The 17869-nt window shown below is 38.5% G+C and carries 10 protein-coding genes; 2 read left to right on the plus strand and 8 right to left on the minus strand.

The annotated features are described in order from the left end of the window. Nucleotides 1–358: 358 nt before the first annotated feature. Nucleotides 359–6085: a mucin-binding protein gene (locus AXE83_RS11425; RefSeq protein ID WP_060955798.1), complete on the minus strand. Its 5727-nt coding sequence runs from the start codon at nt 6083–6085 to the stop codon at nt 359–361. 595 nt (nt 6086–6680) lie between these two features. Further along, nucleotides 6681–7985, minus strand: a complete 1305-nt coding sequence (gene eno / locus AXE83_RS06100; RefSeq protein WP_000022825.1) for a surface-displayed alpha-enolase — start codon at nt 7983–7985, stop codon at nt 6681–6683. A gap of 164 nt (nt 7986–8149) precedes the next feature. Between eno and AXE83_RS06105 the strand changes: the two genes are divergently transcribed. Next, a complete protein-coding gene (locus AXE83_RS06105) occupies nt 8150–8593 on the plus strand; it encodes a DUF1694 domain-containing protein (protein ID WP_060955799.1) in 444 nt (147 codons plus the stop codon). On the opposite strand, the gene AXE83_RS06110 is transcribed toward AXE83_RS06105, so the two are convergent. After that, the gene (locus AXE83_RS06110; protein ID WP_060955800.1) at nt 8590–9705 is read right to left on the minus strand and encodes a glycerate kinase; all 1116 of its coding nucleotides are present in this window, start codon (nt 9703–9705) and stop codon (nt 8590–8592) included. The genes AXE83_RS06105 and AXE83_RS06110 overlap by 4 nt on opposite strands. Before the next feature lie 16 nt (nt 9706–9721). Continuing rightward, the gene (serB, locus tag AXE83_RS06115; RefSeq protein WP_060955801.1) at nt 9722–10363 is read right to left on the minus strand and encodes a phosphoserine phosphatase SerB; all 642 of its coding nucleotides are present in this window, start codon (nt 10361–10363) and stop codon (nt 9722–9724) included. A 154-nt stretch (nt 10364–10517) separates the two neighbouring features. On the opposite strand from serB, the gene AXE83_RS06120 reads away from it, so the two are divergent. Beyond that, nucleotides 10518–11774, plus strand: a complete 1257-nt coding sequence (locus AXE83_RS06120; RefSeq protein ID WP_060955506.1) for an ISL3 family transposase — start codon at nt 10518–10520, stop codon at nt 11772–11774. Between the two features lie 222 nt (nt 11775–11996). Here the strand turns inward: AXE83_RS06120 and glgA are convergent, their stop codons facing one another. Genes glgA through glgB form a run of 4 tightly spaced genes read right to left on the minus strand, consistent with a single transcriptional unit; the run spans nt 11997 to nt 17616 of the window. Beyond that, nucleotides 11997–13430 (minus strand): glycogen synthase GlgA, encoded by a 1434-nt coding sequence (gene glgA, locus AXE83_RS06125; protein ID WP_049548465.1) that lies wholly within the window; start codon nt 13428–13430, stop codon nt 11997–11999. Then, nucleotides 13427–14566: a glucose-1-phosphate adenylyltransferase subunit GlgD gene (gene glgD / locus AXE83_RS06130; protein ID WP_060955802.1), complete on the minus strand. Its 1140-nt coding sequence runs from the start codon at nt 14564–14566 to the stop codon at nt 13427–13429. Before glgD ends, glgA begins: the two co-directional genes overlap by 4 nt. Further along, nucleotides 14556–15698: a glucose-1-phosphate adenylyltransferase gene (locus AXE83_RS06135; protein ID WP_060955803.1), complete on the minus strand. Its 1143-nt coding sequence runs from the start codon at nt 15696–15698 to the stop codon at nt 14556–14558. The genes glgD and AXE83_RS06135 overlap by 11 nt, the downstream gene beginning before the upstream one ends. Then, nucleotides 15688–17616, minus strand: coding sequence for a 1,4-alpha-glucan branching protein GlgB (gene glgB / locus AXE83_RS06140; RefSeq protein WP_060955804.1), 1929 nt, complete (start codon nt 17614–17616; stop codon nt 15688–15690). Before glgB ends, AXE83_RS06135 begins: the two co-directional genes overlap by 11 nt. Nucleotides 17617–17869 lie beyond the last annotated feature (253 nt).

The raw sequence follows: 17869 nt of genomic DNA on the forward strand, positions 1-17869 counted from the left end.
GCTTAAAAATCTTTATTCGGTTCGATTCTTTTCAATAATAAGTATAAAACTAAAACAATGATAAAGTGGTTTATTTATTTTTTATATAATAATCTTTATGCCATATACAGCTATTCTAACAATTATACAATAAATAAAGAGTTTAATACAAAGGTATAGCTCATAACAAAAAAGCGAACAAAACATAGGTTCTGAAAATCAGAATTTTGTCTTGTTCACTTTTAGTACCTATTCAGTTTAAAAATTTAATTAAAGAAACTTTAAACTTAAAATATTAGATTTTTAGCCCTCAGATTTATCCTAGTGAAAATTAGTTCTATTAAAACGGAATAGCTATTCCTTTAGAATATTAAAGATACTAATCCTCTTTTTTCTTACGAGCTACAAGTCCAAATCCACTCATTATTCCAAGAAGTCCAAGTGCTGCTAAGCTAGTATGATCTTCAGTACCAGTATTTGGCAACTGAGGAGTATTTTCTTTAGCAGAGATTGGTTTCTCTGGAGCTACTGGTTTCTCTGGAGTCAATGGTTTCTCTGGAGTTACTGGTTTCTCTGGAGTCACTGGTTTCTCTGGAGTTACTGGTTTCTCTGGAGTTACTGGTTTCTCTGGAGTTACTGGTTTCTCTGGAGTTACTGGTACGTAGATGATTGGAGTATCATCACCTGGATTTGTTGGAAGGTTTGGAAGCTCTTTACCTGGTTCTACTGGTTGACCTGGTTTCGTTGGATCGTTTGGATCTGGCAAGTATGGTTTGTAGCCTGGGACATTTGGCACAACTGGTTTACTTGGTTTAGTTGGGTCTGTTGGATCATTTGGATATTTCACATCTGGTGTTGATGGGAATTTCGGATCATCAGATTTCGGAACCAAACTGCCAAGTGGTTTGTAGGTAACAACCTCTACTACTTCAGGATTTTCTGGAGTAACTGTCTTACCACCAGCTTTTGTCTTATCAGCGTAGTAACCTGGAATTACTGGAATAGATACCTTACCATAAGTATGGCTCTTCTCAGTCCATGTTGTAGTTCCAGAAGCTTTGTTTTCTTTACCAGTGAATGTGAAGTCGTCTTGGACGTTGTCGGCTGGAGTCTTATCGCCTGCTCCTTCAAACTTAACTGTTTGTTTAGTTGGTTTAGTCACATCATTTACAATTGGTACGTAGATGATTGGTGTGTCGTCACCTGGGTTTGTTGGAAGGTTTGGAAGCTCCTTACCTGGTTCTACTGGTTGTCCTGGTTTGCTTGGATCTTTTGGATCTGGCAAGTATGGTTTGTAGCCTGGTACATCTGGAACAACTGGTTGACCTGGTTTCGTTGGATCGTTTGGATCATTTGGATACTTCACTTCTGGTGTTGATGGGAAGTTTGGATCTTTTGGTGTCTCTGGTTTTGGAACCAAGTTTCCAAGTGGTTTGTAGGTTACTGTATCTGTTGCTTCAGGATTTTCTGGAGTAACTGTCTTACCACCAGCTTCTGTCTTATCAGCGTAGTAACCTAGAATTACTGGAACAGATACCTTACCATAAGTATGGCTCTTCTCAGTCCATGTTGTAGTTCCAGAAGCTTTGTTTTCTTTACCAGTGAATGTGAAGTCGGCCTGGACGTTGTCGGCTGGAGTCTTATCGCCTGCTCCTTCAAACTTAACTGTTTGTTTAGTTGCTTTCTTCACATCATTTACGATTGGTACGTAGATGATTGGTGTGTCAGTACCTGGATTTTCAGGAGTGATTGGTGTTCCTGGTTCTACTGGTTGACCTGGCTTGCTTGGATCTTTTGGATCTGGCAAGTATGGTTTGTAGCCTGGTACATCTGGAACAACTGGTTGACCTGGTTTGCTTGGATCTTTTGGATCATTTGGATACTTCACTTCTGGTGTTGATGGGAAGTTTGGATCTTTTGGTGTCTCTGGTTTTGGAACCAAGTTTCCAAGTGGTTTGTAGGTTACTGTATCTGTTGCTTCAGGATTTTCTGGAGTAACTGTCTTACCACCAGCTTCTGTCTTATCAGCGTAGTAACCTGGAATTACTGGAACTGATACCTTACCGTAAGTATGGCTCTTCTCAGTCCATGTTGTAGTTCCATCAGCTTTGTTTTCTTTACCAGTGAATGTGAAGTCGGCCTGGACGTTGTCGGCTGGAGTCTTATCGCCTGCTCCTTCAAACTTAACTGTTTGTTTAGTTGCTTTCTTCACATCATTTACGATTGGTACGTAGATGATTGGTGTGTCAGTACCTGGATTTTCAGGAGTGATTGGTGTTCCTGGTTCTACTGGTTTACCTGGTTTCGTTGGATCGTTTGGATCTGGCAAGTATGGTTTGTAGCCTGGTACATCTGGAACAACTGGTTGACCTGGTTTGCTTGGATCTTTTGGATCATTTGGATACTTCACTTCTGGTGTTGATGGGAAGTTTGGATCTTTTGGTGTCTCTGGTTTTGGAACCAAGTTTCCAAGTGGCTTGTAGGTTACTGTATCTGTTGCTTCAGGATTTTCTGGTGTAACTGTCTTACCACCAGCTTCTGTCTTATCAGCGTAGTAACCTGGAATTACTGGAACAGATACCTTACCGTAAGTATGGCTCTTCTCAGTCCATGTTGTAGTTCCAGAAGCTTTGTTTTCTTTACCAGTAAACGTAAAGTCATCTTGGACATTGTCCGCTGGAGTCTTATCGCCTGCTCCTTCAAACTTAACTGTTTGTTTAGTTGGTTTAGTCACATCATTTACAATTGGTACGTAGATGATTGGTGTGTCTCGTGAAATACGATCTGGATCACTTTCATCATTTGGTTCAATCGTTTTATCAACTATATTGTAACCCCAAGCTTGAGGTTGTTCTTCCTTAATTTTGTATCCAGCTGGAGCATCAGGAATTTTAGTTTCTGCTGCCTCTTTAGGATTTAACGGATTATTTTCATAAGTCTTAGATACTGAACCTGGAATAACATTTCCAGCTTCATCTACTTGGATAATTTTTCCTAATGGTTTGTATACAACGTGATCTGTTACTTCTGGTTGATCCGGTGTTACTGTCTTAGATCCAGCTTCTGTCTTATCTGAATAGTACCCATCTACTACTGGAACAATCAATTTTCCATACGTATGACTAGCTTCATTCCATGTTGTTGTATTTGTAGTTGGATTATGCTTACCTGTGAACGTAAAGCCATCTTGAACATTAGTAGTCGGAGTGTCTTCTCCCGCTCCTTCAAATGTTACCGTTTGTTTAGTTGGTTTTGTCACATCATTTACGATTGGCACGTAGATGATTGGTGTGTTGTCACCTGGGTTTGTTGGAAGGTTTGGAAGCTCCTTACCTGGTTCTACTGGTTGTCCTGGTTTGCTTGGATCGTTTGGATCTGGCAAGTATGGTTTGTAGCCTGGTACATTAGGCACAACTGGCTTACCTGGTTTCGTTGGATCCGTTGGATTATTTGGATACTTCACTTCTGGTGTTGATGGGAAGTTTGGATCGTTTGGTGTTTCTGGTTTTGGAACCAAGTTTCCAAGTGGTCTGTAAGTGACAGTTTCTTCAAGATTTTCTTGAGTGACTGTCTTAGATGCAACTCTTGCTTTATCAGCGTAGTAACCTGTCAATCCTGGTGTTGGAACTGCATCATAGTCAGCTTTATTCGCTGCCCATGGAGTAGATGAGAGAACTTCACCTGTTACCTTATCAAGTGTTAAGGTACGTGTCCATTGTGCATTTTGAACATTGTCAACTGGAGCAGTTGCCTTACCGTCTGATACCACATACTTAACAGTTGATGTTACATCTTTCTTCCATTGATCTGTCGCAGGATAGTTTGGACTGTTTGGATCATTTGGATTGATTGGGTCTGTTGGGTTATGTGGATTATTTGGTCCAACTGGAGTTTCACCATGTTTCAAAGTTACTGTCCAAGTTTGATCAACAGATGCATCTGTGTCATAAGTAGCTCCTGCTGGGAACTCATCGCTAACGAGAACATAACCACGATCTTGGTATTTCTTGATCTTAGCTGCAGTTGAGTAGTCAATAGCTTCACCAGATTTACCAGAAACTTGATCATTTTCAAGTGTTGTACCAGTATTTTGGTCTACATACTTGATAATAGCTTTTTGTTCTGCCTTACGGTAGACAACAGGTGTATCCTCTCCTGGTTTGTTAGGAGTTACACTTGGTGTATCTGTCACATAACCTGGGATGACTGGAGTTGGAGTCTCGCCACCCTTAGTTGGATCTTGTGGATCATTGTTGTACTGTGGAGTTGGTGCACTTGGAATTTTGTTTCCTTCTGGATCAACTGGGATGATCTTACCAAGTGGTTTATAAGTAACCTTATCCGTAACTTCTGGTTGATCTGGAGTAACTGTCTTAGATCCAGCTTCCTTCTTATCGGCATAGTAATGTTCAACAACTGGAACTGTTTCTTTGCCATAAGTGTGACTAGGTTGATCCCATGTTGTCGTACCATTTTTTTGTTTACCAGTAAAGGTGAAGTTATCTTGAACCTTATCAGCTGGAGTAGATGTTCCTGCTCCTTCAAACGTTACCGTTTGTTTAGTTGGTTTCGTCACATCTTGTTCAACTGGAGCAGTCGCCTTATAGTAGAATATAATCTCATTAGTTGCATTCAAAAATGGATTTTCTAAACGTTGGGTATACGGACGTCCATTAGCTGCAGTACCATTATACTCAGTTGTTTCACCTTTTCCTAAAGTTGTTTCATGAATTTTTTTACCACTATAATAGACCTCCGCCTTCATAGTTCCATCCATGTTCAGTAAAGTATATTTAATCTCGAGGTTAGGTTGAGTTATTTTTGTAAAGCTATCACCTACTTGCTTCCAAGGAGAAATATAGCCATTTGGTGTACCAACTATTTCTTTATCAACAAGTTCATATCCTTTCAGCTCTGCGGCGGTCGTATCAAAGCGCATACCCGTTAAACCATTAAGAGTATAAGAAGGAACCAAGTCTTTCTTAGTGTCCTTATCTTTAAAACGTACAGTTACTGAATTATTAGTAGGAATCAACCATCCATCTGCATAAAAAATACCTTGGCCTTGTTTAGTTGAAATTTCTGGACCGTTATACAAGATATAAAAGTTTGCAACTTGATTACGAGTTTTTGCAGTATTCGGCATATCACCGATAGAAATGGAATCCGCATTTCGGTTAATGAGTATTTTCTGGTTACGCTTTTTATACTTATACACAAATTCACTTGAATTAGTATTTTTATCCATGATAATCTCTTGCTGCAACTCATTTTTACGGTTATAAAATTCTAGTTTTACCGTGCCATCAGTCGTATACCCATTTGGTGTTCGATCTGACTTAGAAGATATAACCACATAACCATCAAACGAATTAATGTAAGTGAACTGTGGATGTCTTTCTTGTTGATCCAATTGAACAAAAGTATACCAGCCATCATTACCATCATGATACTTAGTAGATTTATTATACCCATTTGGATGAGACGAGTCGCTTGAAGTATTTTCCTTTGGTGAAGTGATACTGATAGTTCCCTCTTTTACTACTGCACTAGAATCAAGTTCTCGACGAGTTCGTTTCAAAGAGTCAGTGGTATCAACAGATACACTTCTATCTTCAGCATTCGATTTTTCAAGTTGATGCTCAACTTTTTCAACTGCATTTTCTACAGCAGCATCCACAACTGAATTTGGTGTTGACTCAGATGGTAATGACTGAGTTTCCTTAGTATTGTCTGATTTTGAATCCACAGCTGGAATCACTACAGGTGCTTCAGATGTTGAATCAGACGATGAAGATTGAGTGGCCTCACTATTTTCTGAACCTTTAGATTCTTTTGAATCCATACCTGGAATTACTGCAGGTGCTTCATAAATTGATTCTGTTCTCTGATTTTCCTTAACTAAATCAGATTCATTGTTTCCAACAACAACTTGGTCTCTAGTTTCTTTTGAAGTGAGCTCATTAGCTGAAACAGCACCACTTCCAAGAAACATCAAACCAGTTGCGATTGCAACTGAAGCCGCTCCAAAACTGTACTTTCGAATACCAAAACGAGTATATTTCTCGGTTCGAAAATCAGCTTGTTGTTTTCTTTTAATTTTCATTAAATTGCCTCCTTCTTTTGATGTATGAAAAAAAACATACACATCATAGCTAGTATATCAAATTATTTTAAAATATCAAAACATAATATCATTAATTTTTATAAAAATCTAATGAAACACGATTTAAAATAAGACTATCGTCATATTTTTGGTGTTTTCCTGTTTTCTTTGTCAAGAAGTTTTATAACATCAGATATTGAGTTTATTTTTTATCTTCTGTCAAAATAACAGAGTACCAACAATGTCAAAGATTAATATATATATGCAATTAGATACCCAGTTTATAAAAGTTGATTAAAGTAACGTGTCTTGATACTCTCTCAAAATAAATTTGTTTACTTATCATTCATAGTTAATTGTTATTATTTATTTGAACCTATATTCTTAGTGATATCATTATTTAATTTTATAGAAATTATACACTCTAGCTGTTACAAGAAAGCTAGTTAATTTTTAGCTATCATTTATTTAGACTATTTTATTTCTTACACTCATGCTATGAAAGTTTTTGCCTAAAAAACATCCGCTATAGCTCTTATCAAAAAAAGCCCTTCGGATAAAATCCGAGGGGCTTAAAACGTTGTTAAATCAACGATTATTTTTTAAGGTTGTAGAATGATTTCAATCCACGATATTCAGCTACTTCACCAAGTTGGTCTTCGATACGAAGCAATTGGTTGTATTTAGCGATACGGTCTGTACGTGAAAGTGAACCAGTCTTGATTTGACCTGCATTAGTTGCAACTGCGATGTCAGCAATTGTTGAATCTTCAGTTTCACCTGAACGGTGTGATACAACTGCAGTGTAACCAGCTTCTTTAGCCATTTCGATAGCGTCGAATGTTTCAGTAAGAGTACCGATTTGGTTAACTTTGATAAGGATTGAGTTAGCAGCGCCTTCAGCGATACCTCTTTCAAGGTAAGCAGTGTTTGTTACGAAGAAGTCGTCACCAACCAATTGAACTTTACCACCAAGACGTTCAGTAAGAGCTTTCCAACCGTCCCAGTCGTTTTCGTCCATACCATCTTCGATAGTGATGATTGGGTATTTGTTTACCAATTCTTCAAGGTAGTCGATTTGTTCTGCAGAAGTACGAACAGCAGCTCCTTCACCTTCGAATTTAGTGTAGTCGTATACTTTGCGTTCTTTATCGTAGAATTCTGATGATGCACAGTCAAATCCGATAAATACGTCTTTACCTGGAACATAACCAGCAGCTTCGATAGCAGCAAGGATAGTTTCAACACCGTCTTCAGTTCCTTCGAAACGAGGAGCAAATCCACCTTCGTCACCTACAGCTGTTTCAAGACCACGAGATTTAAGGATTTTCTTAAGAGCGTGGAAGATTTCAGCACCCCAACGAAGAGCTTCTTTGAATGTTGGTGCACCAGCAGGTACGATCATGAATTCTTGGAAAGCGATTGGAGCATCTGAGTGAGAACCACCGTTGATGATGTTCATCATTGGAGTTGGAAGAACTTTAGTGTTGAATCCACCAAGGTAGCTGTAAAGTGGGATTTCAAGGTAGTCAGCAGCAGCACGAGCTACAGCGATAGACACACCAAGGATTGCGTTTGCACCCAATTTACCTTTGTTAGGAGTACCGTCAAGTGCGATCATAGCACGGTCAATAGCTTGTTGGTCACGTACATCGTAGCCGATGATTGCTTCAGCGATGATGTTGTTTACGTTGTCAACAGCTTTTTGTGTACCAAGACCACCGTAACGAGATTTGTCACCATCACGAAGTTCAACTGCTTCGTGTTCACCAGTAGAAGCTCCTGATGGAACCATACCACGTCCGAAAGCACCTGATTCAGTGTAAACTTCTACTTCAAGTGTTGGGTTACCGCGTGAGTCTAGGACTTCGCGAGCGTAAACATCAGTAATAATTGACATTTTTTACTCTCCTTATTGAGTTAAATTTTTTACACCTCTATGATACCTTAAAAAGACACCTTTTTCAAGGAAAAACGTTATCTTTGTGCAAATTTTCCTTAAGTTTATAAAGTAATCGCTTTCTTTTATCTGTTTTCTCCTTTATTTTATGATATACTATTTTTATGACTGATGTATCAAAACAAATCCTAGAAAAGGCTCATGGCGGGCTTAAACTAAATCCAGATGAACAGAGACGTTTTCTCGGAACTTTCGAGGAAAGGGTCCTTGGCTATGCAGACCTTGAAACGGCTAATGATGATAAATTTCAAAAGGGTTATGTATCTATTTTAGTGAGTCTAAAAAAAGAAACTGAACCTCTTTTTGTCAAAATTTCTCCTCAGGTAGTATTTGAAAAGCAAGTCTATTATCTAAAACAAGCAAAAGATGCTGACTGCCAAGCGACTATCGTTTCAGAAGATCACAATTCATCTCCTTTTGGCTTGATTATTCATAGTGATGCCCCTGTTCAAATAAATGAAAAAGATCTTAAAAAGGCCTTTCCAGACTTGTGGCAAGAGAAAGAGACCAAAGCTCCTACTTCTTTTTGGAAAAAATGGTTTGGTTAATTCTTCTTCAAAGCTAAGATTTGACCAATGTTTGTAGCTGTATATTCTAAATAGATAGCGGCATTTTTTAGACTGTCTTCCAGTGGTTCACTTTTTTCTAAGATAGAAAAGGCTGCAACGATATTTTCAAATGGTAAGGGTGGTAAATCCTCTGACAGACTCCCACAAATAGCAATAACTGGAACACCATTTGGTGTTCTTTTTGCTACACCGATTGGAGCCTTGCCAGCTAAGCTTTGAGTGTCTAATCTTCCTTCACCAACGATGACAAGATCTGCATCCGCAACTTTCTGATCAAAACCGATTAAATCTAAACAAGTGTGAATACCAGAAACAATTGTTGCTCCAGCAAAAGAACATAAGCCCGCTGCAATACCACCACCTGCTCCAGCTCCTTCCAGTTTTAAGATTTCAGGGGCAACTTTTCGATAGAAGTTTTCAATAGCAGAATCAACTTCATGAAATTGAGCTGGATTTAAGCCTTTTTGCTTGCCAAATGTATATGTAGCTCCTTGTAGGCCACAGAGAGGATTGGTCACATCTGCTAAGATTTTAATTCGCACATCAGAAGGAATAGATATAACTTTCTCCTTTGAGATATCAGTAATTTCAAACAAGTATTGACCCGTAGCTAGAAGTTCATCTCCATTTTTGTCATAGAACTGGTAACCAATTCCTGAAGAAATACCAATCCCACCATCGTTACTGGATGTCCCACCAACTCCGATATAGATTTCTTTCATTCCTTGCTCTATTAAATGCAGGATTAGTTGGCCAATCCCCTTTGTTTGAATCTTCAGGGGATTTCGTTTTTCAATGGGAATTTTAGCAAGACCTATCAAATCCGCAACTTCAAATAAAGCGAGAGTTTCTTTATAAACATAAGGCATTTGTACCTCATCACCAAAGGGACCTGTTACCTGAGTTGTATGTTCTTCAAGACCTAAAGCACTTTTTATAGCGTCTACTGTTCCTTCTCCTCCATCTCCAACAGGTAAGAGCAAACATTCCGATTCAGGTAGATCCTTTTGAAGGCCTCGTTTGATAGCTTTAGCTACTTCACTTGCAGGGAGACTCTCCTTAAAAGAGTTAGGTGCGATAACAATTTTCATACACTCTCCTTTCTAATCAAAATAAATCTATCAGCTTCAATACTCTTGAGAAGTCTCTTTCTTCAATTTGAAGGGGAATTTCCTCTTTCACGATTGCTTTGGCACAGAAGCCAATGCCGATTCCAGCTCTCTTCAACATTGCTAAATCATTAGCTCCATCTCCAATAGCAATGGTTCTTTCGAGTGGTACCACTAATTCATCAGCCCATCTTACTAGAGTCTCTTCCTTGACTTCCCTAGTAATGATCTCTCCTTCAAGTTTTCCTGTCAAAAATCCATCTTTTACTTCAAGACGATTTGCAGCAATTAGCCTAATACCAAGTTCAGTTGCTAGTCTTTCGACAATAGGTACAAAACCACCCGAAACTAGACCGACCTCAATATCATGTTTTTGAAGAATTTTAACGAACTCTTGGGCATTCTTGCTAAAATGAACCTGTGTATAAAGATGTTCAAATTTATCGACAGATAGTCCTTGTAATAAAGAAACACGTTTTCTCAGGCTTTCTTCAAAATCTAGTTCTCCGCTCATAGCTTGGGCAGTCAGTAGAGCTACTTCATTTTCACACTCTGCTTCTTTCCCCAACAAATCAATAACTTCCTCTTCTATTAGTGTCCCATCAACATCCAGTACACAGAGCCCTCTAGCTTTATTCATATAACTTCCTTACTTTTTTCATTTCAAAAAAGGCTCTATAATATTTGTAGTGGGTAAATCCCCTATAGATATTATGGAGCCTATTTTGTGTAGAAAAAAAGTCCCATAAGATCTATAATAAAAAGCGACTAAACAACTCATTAGAAAGAATCATATGGAACAATTACATTTTATCACAAAACTGCTTGATATCAAAGACACAAATATCAAGATTCTAGATATCATCAATATGGATACACACAAGGAAATTGTCGCTAAACTGGACTATGACGCCCCGTCTTGCCCTGAGTGCGGATGTCAAATGAAGAAATATGATTTTCAAAAACCGTCGAAAATTCCTTACCTCGAAACGACTGGTATGCCTACTAGAATCCTCCTTAGAAAACGCCGTTTCAAGTGCTATCATTGCTCGAAAATGATAGTCGCTGAAACCTCTATCGTTAAGAAGAATCATCAAATTCCTCGTATTATCAACCAAAAGATTGCTCAAAAGTTGATTGAAAAGACTTCTATGACTGATATTGCACATCAGCTATCCATTTCAACTTCAACTGTCATTCGTAAACTCAATAACTTTCACTTTAAGCATGATTTTTCTCGTCTTCCAGAGATTATGTCTTGGGACGAGTATTCTTTTACCAAGGGAAAGATGAGTTTTATCGCACAAGATTTTGATCAGCTCAATATCATTACTGTTCTTGAGGGAAGAACACAAGCTATCATCCGCAATCACTTTCTTCGCTACGATAGAGCGATCCGATGTCGAGTGAAAATCATTACTATGGATATGTTTAGTCCGTACTATAACTTGGCTAAACAGCTTTTTCCATGTGCTAAAATCGTTCTAGATCGTTTTCACATTGTTCAACATCTTAGCCGAGCTATAAGTCGGGTTCGTGTCCAAATCATGAATCAATTTGAGCGAAAATCTCATGAATACAAGGCTATCAAGCGCTATTGGAAACTCATCCAACAAGATAGCCGTAAACTGAGTGATAAACGTTTTTATCGCCCTACTTTTCGCATGCACTTAACTAATAAAGAGATTCTAGACAAGCTTTTGAGCTATTCCGAAGAGTTGAAACACCACTATAATCTCTATCAGCTCTTGCTTTTTCACTTTCAGAATAAAGAGCTCGAGAAATTTTTCGGACTTATTGAAGACAATCTAAAAAAGGTTCATCCTCTTTTTCAGACTGTCTTTAAGACATTTCTCAAGGACAAAGAGAAAATTGTCAACGCCCTTCAATTGCCCTATTCCAACGCTAAATTGGAAGCGACTAATAATCTCATTAAACTCATCAAACGAAATGCTTTTGGTTTTAGGAACTTTAACAACTTTAAGAAACGAATTTTCATCGCTCTGAATATAAAAATGGAGAGGACAACGATTGTCCTCTCCAGATGTTAGCTTTTATTCAACCCACTACAGTTGACAAAGAGCCTCAAAAAAGAGGTTGGGACAAAAGATCCCGACCTCACTTTTTATTAGCAATCAAACTTTGACGCGGTAGCTGATTGAACTTTTTGTTCGTCTTTTAGACTCCGAAAAGCTCCTAATCATCCTCGCGGGGCTGGGACTACGAAATCGAGACTTTGTCTATCGATTTCTGTCCCACCGCCTTTTAACTATTTAGTTTGCTAGGCTATGGTACAAATCAAGATATGACTTGCAGGCTGTATCCCAAGAGAAATCACATTCCATAGCTTGAACTTGCATGTTCTTCCAAACATCAGGATGGTTGTGATAAACATCCAAAGCTGTTTGCAATGCCCAGTTGAGCCAGTATGGAGTTAGGTTATTAAAGCTAAAGCCTGTACCTGTCCCATCAATTGGATTAAAGGCTTGAACAGTATCTCTAAGACCACCAACCTCATTTACCAAAGGAAGGGTTCCATATCTCATGGCCATCATTTGTGAAAGTCCACATGGTTCAAAGCGACTTGGCATGAGGAAAATATCACATGCTGCATAAATCTCTTGAGCTAATTTCACATCGAAAGTGATATTGGCAGAAAGTTTTTCTGGGAATACTTGACTAAACCAAGAGAAGGCTTGTTCAAATCCTGAATCTCCAGTTCCCAAAAGAACGATTTGAATATCCTCTTGAAGCATTCGATGCAAGCTCTCAACTACCACATCAAAACCTTTTTGACGAGTTAAGCGAGATACAATACCAATCATTGGTACATCGGAACGTACTGGAAGACCAACTTTTTCTTGAAGTTTTGCTTTATTTTGAGCCTTTCCTGACAAATCATTTTTATTAAAATGATAGTCAAGTAAAGCATCCGTCTCTGGGTTGTACAAATCTGTATCTATACCATTAACAATACCTGAAACCTTACCAGATTCCATACGAAGAATTTGATCAATACCGCAACCAAACTCTGTAGTCATGATTTCATAAGCATAACTCGGTGACACGGTTGATACACGATCTGCATAGAGAATACCTGCCTTCATCCAGTTAAGACAATCATTCCAACGAACTGTTCCATCAGCGTAACGTTCGAAACCAACTCTAAACAAGTCCCAAAGCATACTTTCAGAGAATTGACCTTGAAATTCCAAGTTATGAATGGTCAAAACAGTCTTGATTCCTTGGTAGGCTTGAATCCATCTGTATTTTTCCTTCAACAAGAAAGGAATCATAGCTGTATGGTAGTCATGAGCGTGGAGGACATCAGGGATAAATCCAATACGCTCCATAGCTTCTAGGGCTGCAAGTTGGAAGAAGGCAAAACGTTCACCATCATCGAAATCTCCATACACATGTCCGCGGAAGAAATAATATTGATTGTCAATAAAGTAGAAAGTAACACCGTTTAAAACAGTTTTCTTAATTCCACAAAATTGTCTGCGCCAACCAACGTATACTTCGAATTGAAGGACATCTTCAATCTGATCACCAAACTTGGCTTCAACCATGTCATAGTAGGGTAAGATAACAGCAACTTCATGCCCAGCTTTTACTAATGATTTTGGAAGTGCTCCGATAACGTCTCCCAAGCCACCTGTTTTAGAAAAAGGGGCTCCTTCGGCTGCTACAAATAAAATTTTCATGAAAGGACATCCTCTGTTACTTTTTCGCCTTTTTTGATGACAACAGGGTTTTCTGCTGTACCTCGAATGACAACTCCCTCAGCTATTTCAGCACCCTTATCAACGATTGCATACTCGACTTGTGCACCTTTACCAACGATAACGCGAGGGAAAATAAGAGACTCTTTAACCAAGCTATCTTTATTGATTCGAACATTACGCGAAATAATAGATTTATCCACTTCACCTTCAATGATACTACCAGAAGCAAATTGAGATGTGTTCACTTTTGAACCTGATGCATAGTAGGTAGGTTCTTCGTTTTTAACTTTAGTATGAATTTTTTGATTTGGTGAGAACAAAGAGTAGAATTTATGCTGATCAAGCATATCTAGATTCGCTTGATAGTATGTTTCTACTGAATGAATATTTGCTAGGTAACCTGTATATTCATATGCAAAAGCACCTTCTTTTGCTGCCAAATCACGAAGAACATAGCGTAATTTTTCTGGATATTCTTTTTGAGCTTCTTCTTCCAAACGCTTAATCAACCATTGAGTGTCTACTACAAAAATATCTGTCGACATGTTGTAGTATTCTTGGTCTGATTTTTTATCAAAGAGTTTGTGAGAAAGCACATGGTCAGTTTCATCAATATCAAGGATTGCATTTACTTCTGAAATATCTTTCTTAGGTAATTTCTTATAAACTACTGTGATTGGTGATTTTGTTGTATTATGTAAATGGAAAACTTGATTGAGATCGATATTCACTAAAACATCACAGTTCAAGGAAACGGTTTGGTCTGAACCTGAACGTTTTAGGTAAGTCAAAAGTTGTTGATAGTACTCTTTACCAACAGTGCTACTTTCTACACGAGTATTGTAGATTCCAAGATAGTAGTGGCTAAGAAGAGTATTCAAGCCCCATTCACGTCCTGAACGAATGTGGTCAAAAACAGAGCTGATATTATCTTGCTGGAAGATCCCGAAAATACTACGCACACCAGCATTTGCAAGACTTGATAGTGGGAAGTCGATCAAACGATATTTCCCTCCAAATGGCAAGCTAGCCACTGGACGGTTGTCTGTCAATGTTGACATATCATGAAAACCAACTGTGTTTCCTAAAATGGCTGAATATTTATCAATCTTCATCTGTTGCTACCCCCACTACTTCGTTATATCCGACTACTTGTACTTCTTCTGTTCCGTCAATTTCTACACCATCAGCAATGACAGCTCCTTCACCAATAATGGCACGTTTAATCTTAGCGCCTTTTCCGATAACTGCTCCACTCATGATGACAGAGTCAACAACTTCTGCTCCTTTACGAACTTGAGCTGCTGTTGAGAGGATAGAGTGTTTTACAGTACCATTTACGTAACAGCCGTCCACTACAAGAGAGTCTTCTACTTGAGCGAATTCTCCAAGGAAGTTTGGTGGAGCAATTAGGTTACGAGAATAAATCTTCCATTGACGGTTACGACTATCGAGAGCATTTTCTGGAGAGATATATTCCATGTTCGCTTCCCAAAGAGATTCGATAGTACCAACGTCCTTCCAGTATCCATTGAACTCATAAGCATAGACACTTTCACCAGTTTCAAGATAGTTTGGAATAACGTTCTTACCAAAGTCTGACATATCTACATTGTTCTTTTCCGCAGCAACTAGCATATTACGAAGACGTTTCCAGTCAAAGATATAAATACCCATGGACGCCTTGGTTGATTTTGGTTGAGCTGGTTTTTCCTCAAATTCTACAATGCGATTGTTTGCATCTGTATTCATGATACCGAAACGGCTAGCTTCTTTAAGTGGCACATCTAAGACAGCAACTGTCAAGCTGGCATTATTGTCCTTGTGTGATTGGAGCATATCATCGTAATCCATCTTGTAGATGTGGTCACCTGAAAGGATCAATACATACTCTGGGTTGATGCTGTCAATATAATCAATATTTTGGTATATCGCGTGACTTGTACCTTCAAACCAACGATTTCCTTCACTTGCAGAGTAAGGTTGAAGAATTGAAACACCTGAATCGATTACATCTAGACCCCAACTAGAACCATTCCCAATATGATTGTTAAGAGCAAGAGGTTGGTACTGTGTAATAACTCCGACATTGTGGATACCAGAGTTGGCACAGTTAGAAAGAGCAAAGTCAATGATACGGTAGCGCCCACCAAATTGCACAGCTGGTTTTGCAATGCTTTGAGTGAGTTTACCGAGACGAGTTCCTTGCCCACCGGCAAGGATTAAAGCTAGCATTTCATTCTTCATTTTCTACTCCTTTTTGAGTCTTATTTGTGACAGTTTTAGCAGGTTTCAAGCGACGTTTGATTTTCCAAATACTTGCTCCCATGGCTGGTAGAGTAAAGGTCAAAGTCTGCTCATAATCCTTCCATAATCCTTCTTGAGTTTGAACTGTTTGGTTATGCTCTTTCCACACACCACCCCATTGTTCTAACTCTGTATTCCAAATTTCTTCATAAATACCTGCAACAGGAAGTCCAATTGTGAAATCAGGACGTTCAACCGGTGCCATATTGAAGACGCAGACTAGCATCTCCCCTTTCTTACCTTTACGGATAAAGGATAGGACACTTTGGTCTCTATTATCTGCATCGATGATTTCAATTCCGTCATAGCTTGTATCAATTTCCCAAAGACAACGGTGGTCCTTATAAAGTTGATTCAACTGAGATGTGAAGTATTTCATCTTGGCATTCATTGGATCTTCTAGGTTTGACCACTCCAATTGCTCTTCGGATTTCCACTCTAAAAATTGACCGAATTCGCTACCCATGAAGAGTAATTTTTTACCAGGGTGACAAATTTGATAGGTGTAGAGGTTTCTCAAACCAGCGAACTGATTGTAACGATCTCCCCACATCTTATGCATCATACTCTTCTTACCATGTACAACCTCATCATGTGAAAATGGTAGGAGATAATTTTCATTAAAGACATACATGAAGCTGAAAGTCACAAGATTAAAGTCATACTTACGATATATTGGGTCTTCTTCGTAGAAACGTAGGATGTCATTCATCCATCCCATGTTCCACTTGTAGTCAAATCCAAGTCCACCCATTTCCTTCATGCCAGTAATCTTAGTTCCTGAAGAAGATTCCTCAGCAATCATCATAACATCCGGATGAGCTAGCTTAATAACATCGTTCAAACGTTGAAGGAAATAATAGCCTTCATAGTTGAGATTGCCTCCGTCTTTATTTGGTGTCCATGGAGCATTATCATAATCTAGATAGAGAATATTACTTACTGCATCCACACGAATACCATCTAGGTGATAGAAATCAATCCAGAACTTAATGCTAGAAATCAAGAAAGATTGGACTTCATTTTTTCCAAGGTCAAAGTTAAGTGCGCCCCAACCGTAATTGTTAGCCTTATTATGATCCTGGTACTCAAAAGTCGGCGTTCCATCATAGTATGCCAAAGCATCATCATTGATGGTAAAGTGACCTGGCACCCAATCTACAATTACACCGATATTGTTGAGGTGACACTCCTCAACAAAGTCTTGAAACTCTTCTGGACGACCATAGGCATGCTCTAAAGCGAAGTAACCCATGAGCTGATATCCCCAACTCAATCCAAGAGGATGAGACATCAAAGGCATAAACTCGATATGAGTATAGTTCATCTCAACTAGATATGGGATAAGCTCCTCTTTTAGTTGAGCAAAACTATATGGTGATCCATCAGGATTTCTCTTCCAAGATCCTGCGTGCGCCTCATAGATGTTAACTGGTCTCTCAAAAAATCCCCAACGTTTTCTGCGAGCTAACCAGAGACCGTCCTTCCATTTTTTCTCAGGAATTTCTGTTAAAACAGCTCCTGTACCTGGACGAGCTTCAAAACGAACTGCCAAGGGATCAATCTTCATGAGTTGATGGCCATTAGCACGAGTAATATGATATTTATAAATATGCCCCTCTTGAGCTAAAGTTGTAAAAACTTCCCAAACTCCAGATTCATTACGAACCATGGGGATCTGATTTTCAATCCAGTTAGTAAAATCACCAACTAGATGGACAGCTTGCGCATTTGGAGCCCAGACACGAAAAGTATAGCCATACTCTCCATCTCTCTCCTCACGATGTGCTCCCAGATAGTGCTGAAGATGGAAATTTTCACCACTGGTAAAAGTTCTTAAAGCTTCTAATGTATCCATTTAATCCCCCTTTTAATTGAAAGCGTTTTCTTATTTTTTATTATACTACCTTTTAAGAGAAGTTTCAAGTAAATTACTATATTTTTAAAAATTATTTTGAAAATCTGAAAATAATTCTCTGATGCGTCTTTGGAAAATCATTTTAATTTTCTGATTTATCTTCGCCTCTTTTCATTTTCTTACATTTTTATATAATAGTAACAAAATATTCGGATTTAAGCAATTTTTAGCCTTATATTTTTGAAAAATATAT

The sequence above is a fragment of the Streptococcus sp. oral taxon 431 genome (assembly GCF_001553685.1).
Classification (GTDB): Bacteria; Bacillota; Bacilli; order Lactobacillales; family Streptococcaceae; genus Streptococcus.